This window comes from Dehalogenimonas etheniformans, from assembly GCF_014672715.2.
Lineage (GTDB): Bacteria > Chloroflexota > Dehalococcoidia > Dehalococcoidales > Dehalococcoidaceae > Dehalogenimonas > Dehalogenimonas etheniformans.
Map to the genome: position 1 here is coordinate 1,000,375 of NZ_CP058566.2, position 20,776 is coordinate 1,021,150.

18 protein-coding genes and 2 other annotated features are annotated in these 20,776 nt (G+C 51.0%); of the genes, 1 reads left to right on the top strand and 17 read right to left on the bottom strand.

Annotated elements, in window-relative coordinates:
* Positions 1-6: 6 nt before the first annotated feature.
* From HX448_RS05095 to HX448_RS05140, 10 genes are all read right to left on the bottom strand, one after another.
* Entirely contained in the window at positions 7-846 is an 840-nt protein-coding gene (locus tag HX448_RS05095; RefSeq protein WP_102330321.1) for an ABC transporter ATP-binding protein, read from the bottom strand.
* 1 nt (position 847) lies between these two features.
* On the bottom strand, positions 848-2,116 hold the full coding sequence (locus HX448_RS05100) for a phenylacetate--CoA ligase family protein (protein ID WP_102330320.1): 1,269 nt from the start codon (positions 2,114-2,116) through the stop codon (positions 848-850).
* A gap of 46 nt (positions 2,117-2,162) precedes the next feature.
* The gene (locus HX448_RS05105; protein WP_102330319.1) at positions 2,163-2,954 is read right to left on the bottom strand and encodes an ABC transporter ATP-binding protein; all 792 of its coding nucleotides are present in this window, start codon (positions 2,952-2,954) and stop codon (positions 2,163-2,165) included.
* A 47-nt stretch (positions 2,955-3,001) separates the two neighbouring features.
* On the bottom strand, positions 3,002-4,285 hold the full coding sequence (locus HX448_RS05110; protein WP_102330318.1) for an ABC transporter substrate-binding protein: 1,284 nt from the start codon (positions 4,283-4,285) through the stop codon (positions 3,002-3,004).
* Between the two features lie 60 nt (positions 4,286-4,345).
* Positions 4,346-5,401 (bottom strand): branched-chain amino acid ABC transporter permease, encoded by a 1,056-nt coding sequence (locus HX448_RS05115; protein WP_102330317.1) that lies wholly within the window; start codon positions 5,399-5,401, stop codon positions 4,346-4,348.
* 1 nt (position 5,402) lies between these two features.
* A complete protein-coding gene (locus tag HX448_RS05120; protein ID WP_102330316.1) occupies positions 5,403-6,287 on the bottom strand; it encodes a branched-chain amino acid ABC transporter permease in 885 nt (294 codons plus the stop codon).
* Complete coding sequence (locus HX448_RS05125) at positions 6,287-8,209, bottom strand: AMP-binding protein (protein WP_226846866.1); 1,923 nt, start codon at positions 8,207-8,209, stop codon at positions 6,287-6,289. The genes HX448_RS05120 and HX448_RS05125 overlap by 1 nt, the downstream gene beginning before the upstream one ends.
* Before the next feature lie 184 nt (positions 8,210-8,393).
* The gene (locus HX448_RS05130) at positions 8,394-9,890 is read right to left on the bottom strand and encodes a leucyl aminopeptidase (RefSeq protein ID WP_102330315.1); all 1,497 of its coding nucleotides are present in this window, start codon (positions 9,888-9,890) and stop codon (positions 8,394-8,396) included.
* An 11-nt stretch (positions 9,891-9,901) separates the two neighbouring features.
* The gene (locus HX448_RS05135) at positions 9,902-10,492 is read right to left on the bottom strand and encodes a P-loop nucleotide/nucleoside kinase family protein (RefSeq protein ID WP_162485861.1); all 591 of its coding nucleotides are present in this window, start codon (positions 10,490-10,492) and stop codon (positions 9,902-9,904) included.
* A 40-nt stretch (positions 10,493-10,532) separates the two neighbouring features.
* Entirely contained in the window at positions 10,533-12,041 is a 1,509-nt protein-coding gene (locus HX448_RS05140; RefSeq protein ID WP_102330313.1) for a class I adenylate-forming enzyme family protein, read from the bottom strand.
* 122 nt (positions 12,042-12,163) lie between these two features.
* Positions 12,164-12,424, top strand: a binding site (T-box leader).
* Between the two features lie 113 nt (positions 12,425-12,537).
* Between HX448_RS05140 and HX448_RS05145 the strand changes: the two genes are divergently transcribed.
* Positions 12,538-13,902 carry a TrpB-like pyridoxal phosphate-dependent enzyme gene (locus tag HX448_RS05145; RefSeq protein ID WP_102330312.1) on the top strand — a complete coding sequence of 455 codons (1,365 nt, stop codon included), beginning with the start codon at positions 12,538-12,540 and terminating at the stop codon, positions 13,900-13,902.
* 62 nt (positions 13,903-13,964) lie between these two features.
* Here the strand turns inward: HX448_RS05145 and ileS are convergent, their stop codons facing one another.
* From ileS to rpmH, 7 genes are all read right to left on the bottom strand, one after another.
* The gene (gene ileS, locus HX448_RS05150; RefSeq protein ID WP_102330553.1) at positions 13,965-17,000 is read right to left on the bottom strand and encodes an isoleucine--tRNA ligase; all 3,036 of its coding nucleotides are present in this window, start codon (positions 16,998-17,000) and stop codon (positions 13,965-13,967) included.
* 32 nt (positions 17,001-17,032) lie between these two features.
* Positions 17,033-17,272 (bottom strand) — a binding site (T-box leader).
* A gap of 86 nt (positions 17,273-17,358) precedes the next feature.
* Entirely contained in the window at positions 17,359-18,048 is a 690-nt protein-coding gene (gene jag, locus HX448_RS05155; protein ID WP_102330311.1) for an RNA-binding cell elongation regulator Jag/EloR, read from the bottom strand.
* Positions 17,936-18,889, bottom strand: a complete 954-nt coding sequence (locus HX448_RS05160) for a YidC/Oxa1 family membrane protein insertase (RefSeq protein ID WP_102330310.1) — start codon at positions 18,887-18,889, stop codon at positions 17,936-17,938. The genes jag and HX448_RS05160 overlap by 113 nt, the downstream gene beginning before the upstream one ends.
* Positions 18,890-18,901: 12 nt before the next feature.
* Positions 18,902-19,978, bottom strand: coding sequence for an outer membrane protein assembly factor BamB family protein (locus tag HX448_RS05165; RefSeq protein ID WP_162485860.1), 1,077 nt, complete (start codon positions 19,976-19,978; stop codon positions 18,902-18,904).
* Positions 19,979-19,989: 11 nt separating this feature from the next.
* Positions 19,990-20,208, bottom strand: coding sequence for a membrane protein insertion efficiency factor YidD (gene yidD / locus HX448_RS05170; RefSeq protein ID WP_102330308.1), 219 nt, complete (start codon positions 20,206-20,208; stop codon positions 19,990-19,992).
* Positions 20,189-20,581: a ribonuclease P protein component gene (gene rnpA, locus HX448_RS05175; protein ID WP_102330307.1), complete on the bottom strand. Its 393-nt coding sequence runs from the start codon at positions 20,579-20,581 to the stop codon at positions 20,189-20,191. The genes yidD and rnpA overlap by 20 nt, the downstream gene beginning before the upstream one ends.
* On the bottom strand, positions 20,581-20,721 hold the full coding sequence (gene rpmH, locus HX448_RS05180; protein WP_102330306.1) for a 50S ribosomal protein L34: 141 nt from the start codon (positions 20,719-20,721) through the stop codon (positions 20,581-20,583). Before rpmH ends, rnpA begins: the two co-directional genes overlap by 1 nt.
* Between the last annotated feature and the right edge of the window lie 55 nt (positions 20,722-20,776).

Here is a 20,776-nt window from a genome sequence, read left to right on the forward strand (position 1 = left end):
ATTACTCTATTTCTTTGCGCTCTGGCCCAGGTAAGCTGAGATCACAAGAGGATTATTCTTGATTTCTTCGGGAGTACCCTCGGCGATCTTCCGCCCGAAATCCAGAACGACGATCCTGTCAGCCAGGTCCATGACAACACCCATGTCGTGTTCGATAAGTACAATGGTGCGAATCCCGTCCCGCAAAACCGGGGTATCTGGATAAGACTCACCCTGTCCTTCGAAGATATCAACGATGAATCGGGCGATGTCTTCCTTCTCTTCGGTATTCATGCCCGCCATTGGTTCGTCCAATAAAAGGACTTTAGGCTCAAGCGCCAAGGCACGGGCTAACTCAATTCTTTTCCTCATTCCATAGGGAAGCGAGGCCACCGTTTTGTTGCGCACCGGCTCGATTTCCAGGAAATCGATGATATCCTCCACAACCCTTCGATGCCGGATCTCTTCGTTATGAGCCGGGCCGAAGTAAAGAGCCCCGGTCAAGAGATTCTGCTTCATAAACACGTGCCGGGCCGCCATGGCGTTTTCTAGTGTTGTTAACCCCGAAAACAATTCGATGTTCTGGAACGTTCTGGCTAAACCCATTCTTGCAGCCTTATCCGGACGGATGCGGGAGATATTCCTTCCCTCGAACAAAATCTCCCCTTTTTGGGGCTTGTAGAAGCCGTTGAGGCAATTCAACAGGCAGGTCTTGCCGGCGCCATTGGGACCGATAATAGCCAGGATCTCATTTTCTCGGATATCTACAGAAACATCTTTAAGCGCGGTTATTCCGCCAAATGATAGTGTCAGGTTTCGCAGGCTGACCTTTACCGGTTTTTCTGCCGAAATTATTGGTTGGGCCATTTTAGTCCCATTTTCTTTCGTCAAGTACTACTTTAGACTCCGATGGGATTGTTCCTTGAGGTAGCAATTCGAGACGGTCCAGTTTCACGATACAGGCACTTTGAAAGGCAGATTCGACCCGTTTTCGAAGTTCAAAATCATCGGTATTGCCGGATTTTAACTCCAGTCTCAGAGTCAGGGTATCACGATTATCGATCCGTCGAACTACTAATTGAAACTTGCCGGCTTCATTCACAGCCGCAAGGGCAGCCTCGACCTGTTTGGGTACAACAAACATACCCCGAACTTTGACCGCTTCTCCTGAGCGTCCAAGAAGCCCGACGAGCTTAGGAGCAGTACGCCCACAGGGACAGTTATCGACAATCATTTTGGACAGGTCGCCGGTCCCAAAGCGAATCAAACCCCAATGAGGGTTATGTAAAGGTGTCACCACTACTTCACCAACCTCACCCGGCGCCAGTTGTTTTCCCGTCGATGGATCAACGATTTCAACCACATAGTCGTCCATCAAGTGCAAACCTGATTTTTGCGAACATTCATAGGCCAGAGTCCCGCCTGGTTCTGTCACTGCATAAGTTTGATAAGTATCGATTCGATAATCTTTCTCCAGGGTTTGCCTCATCGATGGAGATAGCATTTCACCGGTAACCCAAGCCTTATCGATGCGAAAGTCCTTTTTGAAATTACTACCGGTTTCTTCGACCTTTTTTATCAAAGACATCAGGTAACTGGGCGTCCCCACGAATCCATTCACACCGAGGTCTTTCATAGCCTTGATGTGAATGTCAGTATTGCCGGCGCCAGCCACCACCACTGTTGCCCTGCAATCTCTCAGCCCTTCTTGAAATAATGTGCCCGCTGGCGAAAGGTGGTAGGTGAAAGTATTAATTACGACATCGCCTTTTCGGAATCCTGCCGCCCAGAATGACCGCGCGAACCATTCAATTTTCGAAGAATGGAGAGGTTCATACACTGGTCCGGGCGAAATGAAAATGCGTTCGATACCTTCCGGCTTACCAACATAATAACCCCCGTAAGGTGGAGTTACTTTTTGAGCCTCGATGAGATCATTTTTCCGTGTGATAGGCAGTTTTTCGAGGTCAGAAACCGTGGTGATATCTGACGGTTTAACCCCGGCTGCTTTCATCATCCTTCTAGCCGCGGGTGCCCCTCGGTAGGCACGAGATACCGCCTGCCTGAGGCGAGAATCGAGGTAGATTTTTCGCTCCGAGACGGTCATAGATTCAAGTTTATCGTAATGCTGACTCATTCGATTTATTTGCTCAATTTTAGACTATCAATTTTCGATTTTCTGATTATAGCCAACGTTTGCGCCGCTTATAATGCTTCACGTCCCGGTAGCTCTTCTGCTTACCCACAGCAGAAAGGCCCATGTAGAATTCTTTGACATCCTCATTATTTTTAAGGAAGTCCGCAGTACCATCCAGAACGACTCGACCATTCTCCATGACATACCCGTAATGGGCGATGGACAGGGCTATGCGAACGTTCTGTTCAACCAGAAGGACCGATGTCTTCTGTTCCTCGTTGAATCGTTTGATTATGGAATAGATCTCATCAACCATCAGCGGCGCCAGGCCTAGCGATGGCTCGTCCAGCATCATCAGTTTGGGTTTCGCCATCATCGCCCGGCCGATAACCACCATCTGTTGCTCGCCGCCGGAAAGGTATCCGGCAGTGTTGTTACGCAGGTTCCGAAGTCGGGAGAAGTAGCTGTAGACCATCTCTAGATCATTCTTCACCTCGGAACGATCTTTCCGATGGAAAGCGCCTACCAGGAGATTTTCTTCAGCGGTCAGATGCTCGAAAACGCGTCTGCCTTCGAGCGCCTGGACGATACCCAGCCGCCCAATGTATTCGGCGTTCTTTTTATCGATGCGTTCTCCGTTCCATTCGATATTCCCGTCGGTGACTTCGCCTTCTTCAACATGAAGCAAACCGGAAATGGCTTTGAGTGTTGTCGTTTTCCCTGCGCCGTTCGCTCCAAGCAAAGTAACTATCTGCCCTTCAGACACGCTCATAGAAACTCCGTGCAAAACGCGGATGACGTTGAGGTAGGCGACTTCTATGTTGTTTATCTTAAGCATTTTTAGGGGTGGGGAGGGGAGTTAGATCCCCTCCCCCAAATTTCTTTCTATTTGAAACCATAGTCGATGTAAGGAGCATCGATCCATGAACCGATGCCAGTAATCTTCCCGCTTTTCACTTGATACAGTTTAACTGTCTTACTGAACCGGTTGTCGCCAACCGTGTAAGTTGCGGGACCTTGTAAACCGCCAACATCGAAACCGCTTAACTTCTTAAAACCATTGGCTTCAACAAGTGCAGGAGTAAGAGCGTTGCCACCACCGGGAGTGTTGGTGATCGCTTTATTCAAAATCTCGGCAATGAGCAAGCCTTCTGCCCAACCTGTGATATAGTCCATGTTGTTGGCATCTTCGGGATGGTTCTTGGTAAGGTATTCGGTCATCTTAGCCATAGCAGGAACGTTATCCCCCCAGGCAACTGTCGGATAAATACCAAAGACGCCTTCGGCGGCTGCGCCGGCCAAATTGACCATTTCGCTGGTAAACGATGCTCCGCCGCACCCTATGGTGACGCCAGGGGTTATGCCAAGGGTCGCCGCATTTTTCAGAATTACCGCGGTCGGGGGTGGAGTGGACGAGATATAAATGACATCAGGGTTTTTCGCCTTGATGCGAGTCAGGCTTTCAATTTCGGATGCAGTCGTTGAGGTATGAGTTTCGACAGCGACGATTTCAATACCCAGGCTGGCAGCTGATTTATCGGCGGCATCTTTCGCACCCTGACCGGTCGAATTATTCAGGAGATGCAATGCCATTTTGGGCTTACCCGTGCCTTTCCAGATATTGGCCAGGTAGTATTTAGCAAAGGCTACCCAGTCATCGCCATAATCGGGGAAGGAAGCAAATTGATGCTTCGCAGGTTGGGTTATATTTGGGGCTGAGAATACGGTGAAACCCGGCAGGCCGGCTTCATTGGCAATACCCATAACCACGGTCATTTCAGCGGATGCTTGAGTGGTGAACATGACTATACCACTCGATGGCGAAATAAATTCATTAATTATTGTTGTCTCGATAGGGGCATTGTATTGACCGTCACGGAAAACGGGTTGAATCTGGTGTCCTTGAACACCATTCAATTCGGTATTGATGTATTTGATAGCATCAAGAACCCCATCTCCCATGGGCTTACCTTTAGATGCCGCTGCACCTGTATATGGCGCCATTATTCCAACTTTTATCGGATTCTTCACCGCATCGGTATTTGAGCCGGGTGGCGGGGTTGTTGAACCATTTCCATTACCGCAGCCGGAAGCCAAAATCGGCAGCCCAGCGACTATAAGCGTGACAAGAGCGATACATGCTTTATTGAACCAGGTTTTTCCTTTCATTTTCCCTCCTTTATTATGGTCTGGTCGCCGGGCAACGCATCACATCTTCTCCTCCTAAATCTAATATGAGAAAGGCCAGAGCCGGTAGGAGGCTTTGAAGAGGTTCCAGCGGTGGGCCAGACCTCGCGGCTCAAGGACCAGGAATAATACTATGACGAGACCGAATAAAAACGGACCAAGTCCGGCGGTAAAACCAGACGGCAAATTGCCGAAGAAAGTGCTTTCCAAAATTGGCGATACGTATGTGACACCTTGCTGGAGGAGACGGATAATGATAGCTCCCAATACTGGTCCAAGAGTTGTTCCAGCACCGCCGATGATTATCATGCCGACATAGAGAATCGATTCCGTGATGGAAAATTGTTCGGCGCTGACATAGGTTACCCAATGGGCGGTTAGCGAACCGGCCACGCCGGCGAGGAAGCAGCCGAGGAAAAAGGCAAGAAGTTTATATCGGAATAGGTTTATCCCCATGACTTCAGCAGCCAGGTCGTTGTCCCTGATGGCCACAAACGCCCGGCCGATGCGAGTCCGGGCCAGGTTCTTGGCGAAGAATACGACCATAACAGCCACGGTCATGATCAGAAAAAACAGACTCTGAGGGGTTTTAAACGTGAAGCCAAATATTTCAGCTCTGGGCACCGCCATGCCCATGAAGCCGCCGGTGATGTTATCCAGATGGTTGATCACCCAAAGGATGATAATCTGGGCGGCGATAGTCGAAATTGCTAGATAAAAGCCCTTGACCCTGAGAGACGCAACTCCGAAAATGATGCCGATCAAACCTGCCAGAAGCCCGGCGGCAGGCAAAGTAACTAAAAACGGCAGATCCAGTTTTGCTGTCAACACCGCCGATGTAAAAGCTCCCACGGCAATAAACCCGGCATGCCCGACCGATAGTTGGCCACAATACCCGGTTAGCAGGTTCAATCCGGTCGCAGCGATGATGGTTATTCCGATGAGATTGACTACTCCGAGCCAATAGAAAGATAACCATAACGGGGCGGTGAAAAGGACTGCCAAGCCGATAAGTAGCAGCGCCCATTGCGTTTTGGTTCGGAAAATGGCCATGTCTGCGGCATAGCTGAAATTGCGAGTCCCGCAAGGAAGTGCCACGCTAGATCCTCTCGATCCTTTCCTGTCCGAATAAGCCGAACGGCTTAATGAACAGGACGATTACTATGATGATGAAGGGAATAACGTCTTTAACACCGGACCATGTCAGGTCGGTCAAATAGCCACCGCCGACGTTTTCCGCCAGGCCGATTATCGGCCCGGCGACGATCGCTCCAAGGAACGAGTCGAGACCACCTAGGATAACTACAGAGAAGGATTTAAGTCCGGTTTCGATGAGACCGGTGGTTATACCGCCAATACTGCTCATCAACACCCCGCCGATGGCGGCGAGCGCCCCCGCAAACATCCAGGAAACCGAAAAAATCTTCGTTACCGGAATACCGCACGCCCAAACAGCCATCTGGTCGTCGGCGGTGGCTCTCATCGCCACGCCATACCGATGATAGCGGAAAAACAAGCTGACAATGATGAAGAGAACCAGCGCGATGCCCGCCGCCCAGAGATATTCCTGGGAAACCACCGCGCCGAGAATATGTACCGGCTCATCGGGAATAAAGTCCGGCATGGCCGCGGTTGAAATCGGCCAGAACATGGCGACAAGCCCTTCGAAAATGAAAGCAATGCCGAGGGTTACGGTAATAAGGGATAGAATAGGTTGACCTATCAGGGGTCTTAAGATAACCCGCTCGAGTATCCAGCCGACCGCGGCTGCGGCAAAAATAGTAACTGGCAACCCCAACCAAAATGGCATACCCGCTTGCTGTATTGTGCCATAGGCAATCCAGGAAAAAAGCAGCACCATCTGGCCGAGAGCCAGGTTGGCCACAGAAGATGATTTCCAGATAAAAGTGAAACCGAGGGCGATCAACGAATACACCAAACCCACGGTGATGCCGGTCAGGACAAATTGCATCAAGTCAGCCATTAAAGTCCTCTCACCTTAATGGATGTCGTTACGACGCCCTTGCGCCCATCACGATAAGTCACCGGAGCTTCCACCACTACTTCCTTGTTTTCGCCATACATCGCTTCGATAAGGTCGGCGTACCGGGAGTACATGGCACTCCGCCGCAATTTCCTGGTTCGAGTGAGTTCTGCCTCGTCTGGATCGAACTCCTTATGTAAAATCACAAACTTCTTGACTCTCGAATTCTCGGGTAGAAAGCTATTGACCCGGGCGACGTCCTTAGTCACCAGGTCGGCAATCTCCTTTTTTTGAGACAGGTCGACGTAAGTGGTGAAGTTGAGATGGTTGTTCTGTGCCCACTTGCTCACCATCGCGAAATCGATATTGATGATGGCGGAGGCGTAATCTTTGTCTTTGTCACCCAGGACCATAGCGTCTTTGATGTAGGGAGAAAAGCGCAATCGGCCTTCGATATATTGCGGCGCGAATTTGGCGCCACTTTTTAGTTCGCCCATATCTTTAAGGCGGTCCAGAAAAATAATGTGCCCGCCTTCGTTGATGTTGACAGCATCGCCGGTGCGAAACCACCCGCCCGTGGCAAAACTTTCCCTGGTTTTAGCCTCGTCTTTGTAATATCCAGAGAACATGCAGTCGGAGCGGACGAAAAGTTCGCCTTCGTTGGTTAGCCGTACTTCCGTATTCAAAGCTGGCCTACCGACGCTCTCGAACGCGATATCTCCCTGTCCGTGAGAAGCGATGAATCCGGCCTCGGTCGACGCGTAATTCTGCCGGAGCTCTATCCCGATGGCGTGAATGAGTTTGAATGTATCCAGAGCGAGTACCGATGATCCGGTGACTGCCCATCTCACCCTCGACAGGCCGAGTTTGTCTTTCAGTGGATGAAACATCAGCCCATCCGATACTTTTCCCATCGTTTTCCAAAAAGCGCCGGGATCGATTCCGGACAATTTGGCTTCGGCTAACTTATAACCGACCGGAAGAAATGCCTTGTAAGCCAAGCGTTTGAATGGATGGGCATCCATCATTTTGACCTGGATGTCCGAAACGATGCCTTCCCATTGGCGAGGACCATAAATGGCAAAATGCGGCCCGATTTCCCTGGTATCAGCAGCTACCGTTTCCGGTTCTTCGGGGAAATTCAATCGCGCTCCGGAGATGATGTGAGGGATCGTGGCAAAAAAACTGTCTCCCACCCAGGCAGCTGGGAAATTGGATATGAGATCGCTCTTTTGGTCAAGAGGATATCGTGTAACGAAACCTGAAGCTGTCGCGATAAGCGCTTTATGGGTAAGAATAGCCGCTTTCTGCTGTCCCGTGGTGCCGGAGGTATAGTAAATAAAAGCGGTATCGGTAGATTTGAGCCGTGACAATTTCTCATCGAACACGCCCGGATAGTTATTCTCGTATTCCCTACCTATGGCAATCACTTCGGTAAATCCGATTAGTAAAGGATCATCGTAATTCTTGAGCCCTTTGGGGTCCCAGTAAATAACCTTTTTCAACTGGGGAGCAGTGTCCCGGATCTCCAGGAATTTGTCTGCCTGTTCCTGGTCATTCGCGATGGCAAAAGTCGCACCGGAATGATTGACTACGAACTTAACTTCATCGGGGACAGCGTCTACAAAGATGCCGGTGGGAATAGCTCCCGCCGCTTGCACGGCAAACTCGCCCCAGAACCACTCCGGTTCATTGTCACCAATGATGGCGACGATGTCTCCGGTCTTAAGACCAAGACTGATGAGCCCAATCGAAAAGTATTTTATCTTTGCAAAATAGTCGGTCCATGTATATCGATGCCATACGCCCAAATTTTTGTAACACATGGCTGCTTTGTCGGGCCATCGTTCGGCGTTTCGTTTTATCAGCCCCGGTATGGTCTGTGGCTCCAAGCTGGAAACTCTCCCTAAAACAAAGACCACCCCCGCTTGGGAGGTGGTCTCAAAGTTTTCGCCTTCTAAGTACTGTTTAGTTCATGTTCGACCGGCCCAAGCGCACCCTGGTGCGCTGGGTAAAGGCGAAGGTATAGCCGAACCTGCCTGTGAACATCATGGCGTAGAATAACATGCGCCTAAAACCCTGTCAAATCGGGGTCGGACTTTGGGACTAAGACTCCGCTAACATCTCCGCCAGGTTTACCAGCGTCGCCACCGGCACACCGCTGCCGCCTTTGGTGATGATGCCCTTTTCTTTCTCGCCATAAGCGGTACCGGCGATGTCCAGGTGGACCCACGGCGTCTCGCCGACAAACTCACCAAGAAAGAGTCCGGCAGTGATCGTTCCAGCCGGACGCCCGCCGACGTTCTTGAGATCGGCATAGTCGCTCTTGTATTGCTCTTTATAATCGTCATAGGCGGGAAGCTGCCAGATGCGCTCGCCTGCAGCAGCTCCAGCTTTGATGACCTTTTCGACCAGAGGTTGATTGTTAGTTATTGCTGCCGTGGTTATCATGCCGAGGGCGATAACGCAAGCACCTGTCAGAGTGGCCATGTCGATAATCGCTGCCGGCTTTTCTTTGTTGATGTAACCAAGTGCGTCCGCTAATATAAGGCGGCCTTCGGCATCGGTTGATATAACTTCAACGGTTTTTCCGGTGAACATCTTCAGGACATCGCCAGGTTTGTATGAGCCCCCGTCCGGCATGTTCTCCGTCGCCGGGACAGCGGCGATAGTATTGACTTTAAGTTTCGATTTGGCGATAGCGCCCATAGCGGCGATGGTTGCTGCGCCGCCGGACATATCGAATTTCATATCTTCCATTTTGTCGGCGGGCTTGATTGAAATGCCCCCGGTGTCGAAGGTCAAACCTTTACCGATGAGCGCCAGGTCCCAACCGTCGGTCTCTTTGCCCTTGTAGCGCATGATGATCAATTTGGGCGGGTTCTTATCGAAAGATGCTTTTGATACTCCAAGCAATCCGCCCATCCCTAGCTTTTCCATATCTCGACGTTCGAGCACTTCGACCTTGAACCCTGATTCCTTGGCAACCTTCTCAGCGGTGTCAGCCATATCTTGTGGCGTCATATAGTTGGAGGGTTCGTTGCCCATGTCCCGGGCAAGCATCGTCATCTGTGCAACGATTTCTCCTCTTTTGGCGCCAGTATTGAAGGTTTCTTGTTGGAACTTCATGGAGGAAAGCACTTTAAATGACTTGATATCGCCGAACTCGGCTTCTTTGGTCAAATGCTTTCTGAAATTGTAGCTCCCGAGATAGGCCGCCTCGACTGCCACACGGCCGACATCACCGGCGTTGATACCAGTGTCCGGTAGCGCCAGGACAAGTTCCAGATTATTTTTCCGCTGCAGTGATCGGACCGCATCGGCAACATAAGCGCGTAATTTGATGGCGTCCAGTTCTTGTTTCTTACCCAGCCCAATAATGGCGACCTTGGCTGCGGCAATTTTGCCCAAAGAGTGGACTACCGTAAATTCGCCAGATTTGCCTTTGATCTCTTTCTTCTCCCGGAGTGCGGCTACTGCCCCACCAAGAGCCGTATCGATCGATTTTTCGAATTCGTTGTCTTCCCCATTTTCAAAGACGCCTACGATGATAGCATCAGCCTTGATTTTCTCCAGGTCTTCGGTGATGAGCTTGATGTCCATGAGACTCCTTTTCAGTCCTTTTTGATTTCAGCGACTATTTTATCAATAACGGGCGAAATGTCCATAGGCCCGGTAATCTCATAGTGAGGGCCTTGAATGGGCTCAAAAGCCGTTTCCAGTTTCTGATAAACAGCCCAATCGGCATCAGAATAACCATCTCGCTTGAATGTGCGGCCGATTAGGCGTTCTTCAGCCACTTCCCTGGGAGTGTTCAAGTGGACAAGAACAATTTTCGCATTTGTTTCATTGGCAATTTCTGCCAATGGACGACGGGAATCCGCACTCAGGTTTGTGGCATCAAGGACCACGGCATACTTTGCGGCCAGGAGTTCTCTGATTAACTCATGAATGGCTCGAAATAATCGAAAACTCTCAAATTGGGTGTATACAGGCTTTCGCACCAAATTCTTCCGTAGGAAATCACTTTCCAGTACGATTGCTGGGATCTTCTCAATCAGACGGGAAGCAAAATAGCTTTTCCCACTGCCTGGCAAGCCAACGAGAACTACAAAAACAGGATGCTCGGTTTGTCTCGCATGTTTACTGCTGACTGCCTTCCGAAGCCGGGCTACATCTTTGGCTAATAATGCCGCATCCCTCATTGTCGTCATTATACGCTGAGGGTCATTAAACCTATACGGGCTAGTCCAAAAGACCGAAGGTATCCAGGTCACCATTAGGTTTCCTGGGTATCTCACTGACAAACACAACTTTCTTGGGGCATTTGTAGTTGGCTAGTTTTTCGAGGAAATACTTCTTGACCTCTTGTTCGGTCAAGATAGCACCGTCTTTTAATTTGATTACCGCCAACACGACCTCCCCCCGCATGCCATCGGGATCGAGGATGCCTGAAGCAGCGGCATCGGCAACTGCTGGATGGTTCAACAGCAGGTCCGAGATATCGGAGAAATATATGTTTTGCCCTTTGGTGATAAGCATCGGCTTTTTGACGCCATTGATAAATAATTCGCCCTCGTCATCTATAAAGCCGATGTCATCCGTATAAAGCCAGCCAGATTGAACAAATTGCTCGGTTAGATCCGGCAGGTTGTGGTAGGCGCGCATTATCGGGCCTCTGATGATGACTTCACCGGATTCTCCAGCCATTACATCATGACCGTCTTCGGCGACGACTCGAATAGCAAATCCGGGGATCGCTTTACCCACACCACCGCTCCGCCCGCTTTTGGTAACATCCTGGCAGGTAACGTGGCTGGTAGACTCGGTCAGACCGTAGAACTGGATAAGGTTTTTCCCCGTCAGCCCTTCAAAATCAGTGATAACCTTGACCGGTATCGGGGCGCCGGCGCTGCCGCAGAAGCGCAGGGTGATTAAATTGTATTTGAGGCCGTTGTCTTTAATATGTTTCACCATCATCGCGTGGATGAACGGTACTCCGTGGAACATGGTGGCGCGTTCCTTTTCGATGGCGCATAAAGCAGCATCCATAGACACGCCGCATACAATAATGACCCGGCTTCCGGCGAAAAGTGATGTCATCATGATGACTGCGATGCCGATAGTATGGTGCAGAGGCAGGGCGAACAGAATGACCGTATCCTGATCGGTCTGACCAAAACCAGCCGCGGACCCTGCCGCCGCTTCGATAAGATTTTGCTGGGTAATCTCGGCTCCGTGAGGTCTGAGGGTGGGACCGGACGTGTAAGCGATGTGAGCCAGGTCGGGATATTGTTTAATCTGAGGCGGAAATTCTGCACAGCGAATGAGACTATCCAGAACGGTATATGCGGTTCCGGGAATTTCGGCTTTGCTGATAATGTTTTTCAAAAACTCGAAGCGTGATAATTCACCGCCCAGGGTCTTCAATATCGCGCCCTCGGCGATCAACGTCGAAGGGCGGCAGTCATCGAAGACTGCTTTGATTTCGAGCATTTTGTATTTGGTATCCAGCGGAATGGCCAATGCCCCGGCTTTGAGAATGGCAAAATAACAGACCACAAAATCAGGACTGTTCTCCAGCAGTAAAGCGACCCGATCGCCGGGTTTTACCCCCATCTCAATTAAATTCCCGGCTAAGCCGTTGGAGAGTCCATCCAGGTCCCGAAACGACAGGCACTTGTCGCCCATTTGAAAGGCTGTTCGGTCTTGATACCTATCTGCCGCCCCAGCTATAAATTCAACTAAATTCATATTGCCTCGAGATGTTTGTCGAACAGAAGTGTATCAAATCCAGCAATCAATGCCAACTTAATACCAAAGTATTAATACTTGACAGCCAGTTTCAATTGGTCTATATTGGCTTCAAATCAATATCAAAAGCTGTGAATGGGAATAGTAGGTTCCCAAGCCAGGCCGCAGAGAGCCGGGAAGGTGAAAGCCGGCGCCTGAGCGGGAATTGAATGGGCCCGGGAGCCGCCGCCCGAAAGTCAGGATGACCAGTAGGAGCAGCCGCGAGGGATGCGTTAAAATCCCAGGATATATACCATGGAATGATGGCGTATCCGTAATGAGATAGCTCCTGCCTGTGTGGCGAAGCTAAAAAGGGTGGCACCGCAGAGCCCTCTGCCCCTTACTAAGGCAGAGGGCTTTTTTGTTGCCCTCCGGAGGTGCACCAATATGTTTTGAAGGAAACTGGTTAACAGCCTGATTCTATCTCTTGAAAGACAAATTGAAAGGAGAAACAACTATGGATCGTACAAAGTTTATTTTGAATGAAAAGGAAATGCCCACGGCTTGGTACAACATTCAAGCCGATCTTCCTACACCTATTGCGCCGTACCTTCATCCGGGCACCAAAGAACCGCTTGGACCGGCCGACCTGGCGCCTCTATTCCCGATGGAACTTATCATGCAAGAAGTATCTAAAGAAAGGTACATCGATGTTCCGGGCGCCGTCATCGACATTTATCGTAGCTGGAGACCGACAACCCTTTATCGGGCATACCGCCTTGAGAAAGCTCTTCAAACTCCGGCAAAGATATTCTACAAATATGAGGGATCCAGCCCGGCCGGCAGCCACAAGCCAAATACCGCCGTGCCTCAGGCCTATTACAACAAAAAAGAAGGCATCAAGCGCCTGGCCACCGAAACGGGTGCCGGCCAATGGGGTTCATCCTTGGCTTTTGCCTGCAGCCAGTTCGGAATTGATCTCAAAGTTTACATGGTCAAGGTCAGCTATCAACAAAAGCCTTACCGCCGCATGATGATGGAGACCTGGGGCGCGCAGTGTGTACCCAGCCCCAGTATGGATACCGAAGCGGGACGAAACGCTCTGGCAGAAGATCCCAACAATCCCGGCAGTCTGGGTCTTGCCATCTCGGAGGCTGTTGAAGATGCAGCCCCCCGCGCCGATTCTCATTACGCGTTGGGCAGTGTCCTGAACCATGTTTTGATGCATCAGACAGTTATTGGACTGGAATCCCTGAAACAGATGGAAATGGCAGGTGAATATCCTGACATCGTCATTGGCTGTGTCGGCGGGGGTTCTAATTTCGGTGGTATGGCTCTCCCGTTTGTTCATCAGAACCTGACCGCGGGAAAAAAGACGCGTCTTATCGCTGTTGAACCTTCAAGCTGCCCTTCCCTGACCAAAGGCGTCTTCGCTTTCGATTATGGCGATGTTGCCGGAATGGCTCCGATAGCCAAGATGTTCACCCTTGGCCGTAAATTCATGCCACCTCCGGTTCATGCCGGCGGCCTGCGTTATCACGGAATGTCGCCCATCGTTAGCCACCTCTACAAACTGGGATTGATCGAGGCTAAGGCGGTACATCAACTGCCGACATTCGAAGCTGGTATCCAGTTTGCCCGGACCGAGGGATTTATCAGCGCGCCGGAAACTAATCATGCAATCCGAGCGGCTATCGATGAAGCCATTAAGTGCCGCGAATCCGGAGAGAAAAAAGTGATCCTCTTCAACCATTCCGGTCACGGACACTTCGACATGGCTGCTTATGATGCTTATCTGTCGGGCAAATTAGCCGACTACGAATATCCGGAAGGTATGGTCAAGGAAGCTCTTAAGGACCTCCCGCAGTGTATTCTTAGATAGGTAAATCGAAGAAATGAAAAAAAGGGGCGCCTGAAGCGCCCCTTTTTCAACTTTGAAATCAACTAAGCCTTCTTTACTCCAAGTCTGACTTCATGCCCCTCAAGTTTGAAGTTCTCAGCAGTGATCGAGGCATCCATGGGGACGCCTTTTACCGAAGCTTTAGCCAGCGTTTCTTTATTGATGTAGTCTGCCCATTCGTTTATAACCAATTCGGTATGTTCGTCGGTCTCGAAGAAAACCAGAATGTTGTCAGCGATTTCAAAATTGGCAGTCCGTCTTAACCCTTGCAACCGATGTGTGATTTCTCTTACCAGGCCCTCGTCCGCAAGTTCTTTACTCAAACGTTTGTCGATAGCGACGGTGACTGGACCTTCTGCAACAACCGAGTAAGCATCTGCCGGCAGCGCAGCCACGTCGGCGACAAATCCCACTTTCTTTATGTTCAATTCCTCAACTACTGAATCTGCCAGCTTTTGAAGGTTCGCCTGTTCAGAAGGTGTCAAACCGGCAACCAGAGCCTCGGCTATCGGTTGTCGCACTTTGATCGTCGCCTGGGCGCGAGCTGCCCTACCGACGCTTGAAACTTTCATTGCTAAACGGACGGATGATGACAAAACAGCGTCGATCTTGGACTCATCCGCTTCCGGATAATCGCATAGATGCACCGAGTCCGGAGCGCCATTATCCTTCGAAAGCACAAGATTCTGATAAAGTTCTTCAGCAACAAAAGGCATGAACGGCGCCAGCAACTTGGCGAGTTTCACCAGGCACTCGTAAAGAGTATTGTAGGCCGATAGCTTGTCAGCGTCGGACTCGCTTTTCCAGAACCGGCGTCGAGAACGCCGGACATACCAGTTGGAAAGGTAGTCGACAAATGCCTCGATAGATCTCCCGGCTGATACGGGATCGTAGTTCTCCAGATCGGCGGTAACCTCTAATATCAGTTGATTCAACTCCGAGAGAATCCAACGATCGAGTTCTGAGGCAACTTCGTACTGTTCTTTTCCGGGTTTATAATTGTCGATATTGGCGTAAAGGACGAAAAATGAGTAAGTGTTCCAGAGCGTGGACATGAAGGCCCGGGTGACTTCGCCGACGAGCTTCTCTGAAAAGCGGCGGGTATTACCAGCCGGTGAAGCTGTAAACAGGTACCAGCGAACGGCATCCGCACCGTGCTTTGAAATCACGGTTTCGGGCAGTACCACGTTACCCCGCGTCTTGCTCATTTTCTCGCCTTTTTCATCAAGGATGAGGCCGAGAGAAATGCAGTTTTTGAAGCATGGCTGATCGAACAATAAAGTCGCCAGGGCATGGAGGCTGTAGAACCAGCCCCGCGTTTGATCGATGCCCTCGCAGATGTAGTCAGCCGGGAACCTGCCGTCATTGAAGATCTTCAGGCTGCCAGCTTCAAACGGGTAATTATACTGGGCTACCGGCATCGCGCCGGAATCAAACCAACAGTCGATGACGTCGGTGACCCGTTTCATCCTCCCGCCGCATTGCGGGCAATCGTAGGTGAGTTCATCAACGTATGGCCGGTGCAAATCCAACGGCTCTTTAAAACCTGAAAAGCCGGGTTTGGATTTCAGGTCGTCCATCCCGCCGATGCAATCGGCTGCCTGGCACGTCTCACATTTCCACACCGGGACAGGCGTTCCCCAATACCTTTCCCTAGAGAAGGCCCAATCTACGTTGTTCTGCAGCCAGTCGCCGAAACGCCCGCGCTTGATATGCTCGGGATACCAGTTAATCTTTTCATTGCCGTCGATGAGCTCAGCTTTACGGGCTGTGGTCCTGATATACCAGCTCTGCTTGGCAAAATACAACAGCGGCGTGCCGCAGCGCCAGCAGAATGGGTAGGTGTGGTGGATCTTCTCTGCTTTCTGAACGAGCCCCTGTTCTTTAAGGGCGTGGGTGATCAACGGATCAGCGGCTTTTACGAATTTGCCCGAACCCGGGTAAGAACCAGTGATTTTACCCTGAAGATCGACGTGATGGATGAAGTATAGGCCATATTTTTTGCCGGACTCGTAGTCGACCTCGCCATAGGCCGGGGCGGTGTGGACGATGCCGGTCCCGTCTTCCATGGAGACGTAATCAGTCGCAATGATGGGATATTCAAGTGAAGTCTTTTCTACTGGCACTATTCCGGCTTCGGTCAATCTGTTCACCGGGACACCGAACTCAAACGGATCGAACAACGGGCGGTATTTAAGCGCCAATAAACTCTCACTAGTGAACCTGCCGACCTTGTGTGCGGCCTGTAAGCCGTTGGGTTCGAGACGCTCGGAGGCAACGACTAGGTATTCCTCCCCCAGATCGAGGATGCTGTATTCAGCGCCGCCGCAAACGGCGAGCGCCGTATTTGCCGGAAGCGTCCAGGGAGTGGTCGTCCAGGCCAAGAGGAAAAGTGGTTTATCCCGGAATGCCGCCATCGAGCCATTAAGCGTATGGGGTTCAATTTTAAATTTGATGTAGACCGATGGGTCCTCGATGTGTTCTTCGTAGCCTAGAGCTACCTCATGCGATGAGAGCGATGTGCCACACCTTGGGCAATGCGGCGTAACTTTGTGCCCCTGATAGACCAAACCTTTATCCCATAGCTGTTTTACCACCCACCACCCGGTTTCTATGTAGCTATTATTCATCGTTATATAGGCATGATCGAGGTCAACCCAATAACCTATACGTTCGGTAAGCTTGTTCCAATCTTCAACGTATTTAAAGACGCTTTCACGGCATTTTCTGTTGAATTCGGCTATGCCGTAGCGTTCTATGTCAGTCTTGCTCTTGAAACCGAGCGCTTTCTCAACCTCGAGTTCAACAGGTAAGCCGTGAGTATCCCAACCGCCAATGCGGGGCGCATAAAAACCTTTCATCACCTTGTAACGTGGGATAATATCTTTAAATACCCGGGACAAAACATGATGAATGCCTGGCTTGCCGTTGGCGGTCGGCGGCCCTTCATACAGGGTGAACCGTTTTCCGCCCCGGCGATTTTCGATCGAGCGTTTGAAAACATTTTTTTCAGCCCAGAGCTTCAGGATTTTTTCTTCCATTTCCGGAAAACTGACTCTGCTGCTTACAGGTTGAAACATATATTCCCTTTCAAAAACGAAAATCCCGTCCACTAAGGGACGGGAAACACCCGCGGTACCACCCTATTTCCCCGACGAATCGGAGCGCTTTTTCGGGCACCAACATGCCCTGCCGGGATAACGGCCGTCTGCCGTCCGTGATTACTTGCCGCTAACGGCTTTCATCTGAAAGCTCAGGAGTGATTTTCGGTCGGTTTTTCCCGCCTGCTCGCACCGTACCAGGCTCGCTTATAGATTTAGACCAGCTTACTCGTCTCCGTCAACGCTGTTAAAGGAAGGATAACACAGGCTTCAATGTTATGGCAACTACCCCAAATAAAAAACTCGTGGCTTTTTAGGCCGCGAGTTTTCAAGATCATTATTTGAATGATTCGTCTTTGGGGACAACCACCACCTTGCGTTCATCCCCGACACCCACACTTTGGGTGGCTACATCCGGGTCATTGGCAAGTACAAGGTGGACGATGCGCCGTTCGAAAGCCGGCATCGGATCAAGGGCGAAAGGCATATGGCGGCGCCTGACCTGTTCCGCGGTACGCCGGGCCAAAACCTCTAGTGCTTTGAAGCGGCGCTGCCGGTAACCATTCACATCAACGACGATCGGCAGGAAATCACCGACTTTCTGGGCAACCAGTATGCGCACCAGGTACTGGAAATTGGCTAACGTCTGCCCATGACGTCCGATTAAAAGTCCCAGGTCATCACCGAGAACGTCGAATACCATTCCGGATTCGTTGCCGCTGTCTTCGGTCACCATGGCGTCAGGAAGATATTCAACCCCGGCATCCAGGTCCATGCGATCAACAAGGTCCTGGATAACCTGTGTGGTAACTTCTACGGCATCAGCCGCCCTGGTCCCTATGCCAGTAAAAGGTTGTTCTTCAACGCGGGCGATTACCTTGGCTTCACCCGTTCCCATGCCGAACAGTCCCTGGCTACCTTCGCTTACGACGTCGATCTCCGCCTCGTCCCGGCTGACCTTTAGTTTGGCCAGGGCGCGGTTGATTGCTTCCTCCACCGTCCGCCCGGTTGCTTCTACTTCCTTCATTGACTATCTCCTCAGCCTGCTCAACAACAACCTTGGGGGCGGGTTGGGCGGGCGATTTTTCAGCTTTGGTCACCCTTGATTGATACGATGGTTTCTGGCCGAACCTAGCCACGATACCTTGGAGCCACGGCTTAAGTTCACCCGGGCCGGTGGCGACAAATTGCACCACAATCCTGAGTATGCTTGACGCCAACCAGTACAACGCTAGGCCGGCGGGGAAGGTGATTGAGATAAAAACAAACATCGCGGGCATCATGAAGAGCATCAACTGGCTCTGAGCGGCCGCCTTAGGGTCTGTCGCTGGCGGTGTCGTCATCTTCTGTTGAATGAACATGGCGGCCCCGACAAGCAGTGCGAGAAGGTAATCTGGATTGGCTAGGTCAATCCAGAGGAATTTACTGCTCAGCGGCAGGACATTATAAACGACCTGCCAGTTATAAAGATGGCCTGAAAGATTTAGAAAATCTTCCGGAGTGACAGCCAATACACGGATAATAGCCTGATACAAAGCCAGCCATATCGGGAACTGGATCAATGTCGGCACAAGGCAGCCTGTGGCGCTGGCCCCGGATTCCCGCATCAGCGCCATCTGCTCCTGAGCAAGACGCTGCCGGTCCTTTGCATATTTTTTCTGCAGGGCTTGCAGCTTGGGCTGCAGTACCTGCATCGCCTTGGCGGCTTTCATCTGCTTGATGGTCAGGGGATACATCAAACCGAAGATTACGGCGGTAAGGACGATAACGGTCAAGCCAAAATTGTGGAACAGGATGCTTGACAGCCAGACCATGCTGTTGATCAGCGGGTCCAGGATGATTACATTCCAGATATCACCGATACTCACGCAATTTCCCCTTTATTGAACGCGATATTGCCAGAGCGCAGTCCCGGCGACCGCATTGAGCGCGTAGATTGTCTCGTTGGTTTGACTGTGAAGATACACGATCTCTCCGGCCGAGGTGATCGGGGCGCGGATCGTAGTTTGGAGATCGCTGATCTGCTTTACCTGGTTGGATGCCGTGGCAATGGCGCTCACCTTGCCTGTTTCGGTGGAAACCACCACCTGATCGCTGGCGAGCGCTGGTGACGAGGCGATCGAACTGCCAAGATCAACTGAGGCCACTTGAGCGCCGGTAGCGCTGTTCAATACATAAACTTTGCCATCGGTATTCGGGGCATAAAGGTTGTTTCCAACAATGACCGCGTCTGCCCAGAACCATTTTTGACCTTCGAACCGCCAAACTTCTTGTCCGCTGTTTTTGTCCAGGGCGTAAATGTTGCGATCCAGCGATCCAACGATCACTGAGTTGCCGTCAATCACCGCTGAAGCGTTGAAAACTCCAGCTGCCTCAAATTTCCAAATCTGATGGCCATCTTCAGCGGACAGCGCGTAAAATGAATTGTCAAAAGATCCGATATAGACGATTCCGTTATCGACAACGGGCGAGGCCCAGATTTTATCACCGGTGGCGAATTTCCAGACTTGCGTCCCGTTTTCCGCATTGACTGCGTAAACGCTGTTATCGGTGCTGCCGAAAAAGAGTTTACCATCGCTGTAAGCCAGGCCGCTGATTATTGCATCCGGCGATTTTGATTCCTGGGTTGTCGGCGAGGTCCACTTTAATACCCCGCTGATATTTACCGCAAAGACACGTCCGCCATAGGTCGTGACATAGATGGTATCCCCTGACACCAGCGGAGCTCCGTACACGCCTTGTGCGCCCGAGAGACTGAGTTGCCATTGCACCGTGCCGGTATCCCTGTTGAGGGAAAATAACGTGCCATTATGTGTGCCGAAATAGAGATTGGTGCCTGAAACAGTAACTCCGCTCCAACCTAGCGGGCGGTTACCGGTACCGAAACAACCGGAGGCCGTAGTTGCCAATGTGGTTATCAAGACCAGTAAAATAAATAAGTTACGCAATTTTCTCAAAGCGTTCTCCTTTAAAGATGATCGGGGACGGGATCGTAGCCGCCTTTGTTTAGAGGGTGGCAACGGGCCAGTCTCTTGATCCCCAACCATACCCCCCTGATAATACCGAACCTTTCGATGGCTTCAAAAGTGTACTGCGAGCACGTCGGTCGAAACCGGCAGGAAGGCGGTATGCTCCGCGAAAGGGTGTTTTGGTATAACCTGATTAGATTAAGAGCCAGTTTCTTCATTTTCAGCCACTACCAGCCCGGCTCGTTTAAGCAAACTTTTTACGCTGCCTTCCAGGGTTGAGTACGGCGCTTGGGCCGCCGAAGAACGGGCGATGAAAACCAGATCTGCCCCAGGTTTGAGAACTAGCGGACCTAAAATGCCCCTGAGTCGCCGCCTGACCCGGTTCCTCTCAACAGCCCCGCCAACCTTCTTGCTGGTTATCAATCCGATGCGGCTGGGTTTGCCGGTGCCTTCGGATAATTTAAGTACCAGGTAATTATCAGCCCGGCTGCGCCCGGTGGCAAGCACCCGTTGGAAATCTTCCCTTCGCCGAAGTCGCCGCTCTCTCTGTATATTGCCTCCGTTCACCGCGTCCGGAGGGCAAGACTGCATTAAACTACAATTAACCGTTTGCGGCCTTTAGCCCTGCGTGACTTCAATACGTCTCGTCCGCCTCGGGTGGACATGCGGGCTAGGAATCCGTGTTCGCGTTTGCGCGGGATTTTCTTAGGTTGATAAGTCCTCTTGGGCACAATAAATCCTCACAAGGTAATTCGAAATATTAAGTGGCCGGGGTATTTTCAGCGG

Excerpts from the sequence above, each read along its gene's own strand:
- HX448_RS05135 (WP_162485861.1), bottom strand. The coding sequence starts at position 10,492 with ATGAGGGATGCGGCATTATTAGCCAAAGATGTAGCCCGGCTTCGGAAG.
- HX448_RS05110 (WP_102330318.1), bottom strand. The coding sequence starts at position 4,285 with ATGAAAGGAAAAACCTGGTTCAATAAAGCATGTATCGCTCTTGTCACG.
- HX448_RS05140 (WP_102330313.1), bottom strand. The coding sequence starts at position 12,041 with ATGAATTTAGTTGAATTTATAGCTGGGGCGGCAGATAGGTATCAAGAC.
- HX448_RS05145 (WP_102330312.1), top strand. The coding sequence starts at position 12,538 with ATGGATCGTACAAAGTTTATTTTGAATGAAAAGGAAATGCCCACGGCT.
- HX448_RS05100 (WP_102330320.1), bottom strand. The coding sequence starts at position 2,116 with ATGAGTCAGCATTACGATAAACTTGAATCTATGACCGTCTCGGAGCGA.
- HX448_RS05120 (WP_102330316.1), bottom strand. The coding sequence starts at position 6,287 with ATGGCTGACTTGATGCAATTTGTCCTGACCGGCATCACCGTGGGTTTG.
- rnpA (WP_102330307.1), bottom strand. The coding sequence starts at position 20,581 with ATGCAGTCTTGCCCTCCGGACGCGGTGAACGGAGGCAATATACAGAGA.
- HX448_RS05130 (WP_102330315.1), bottom strand. The coding sequence starts at position 9,890 with ATGGACATCAAGCTCATCACCGAAGACCTGGAGAAAATCAAGGCTGAT.
- HX448_RS05105 (WP_102330319.1), bottom strand. The coding sequence starts at position 2,954 with ATGCTTAAGATAAACAACATAGAAGTCGCCTACCTCAACGTCATCCGC.
- HX448_RS05095 (WP_102330321.1), bottom strand. The coding sequence starts at position 846 with ATGGCCCAACCAATAATTTCGGCAGAAAAACCGGTAAAGGTCAGCCTG.
- jag (WP_102330311.1), bottom strand. The coding sequence starts at position 18,048 with ATGAAGGAAGTAGAAGCAACCGGGCGGACGGTGGAGGAAGCAATCAAC.
- yidD (WP_102330308.1), bottom strand. The coding sequence starts at position 20,208 with ATGAAGAAACTGGCTCTTAATCTAATCAGGTTATACCAAAACACCCTT.
- ileS (WP_102330553.1), bottom strand. The coding sequence starts at position 17,000 with ATGTTTCAACCTGTAAGCAGCAGAGTCAGTTTTCCGGAAATGGAAGAA.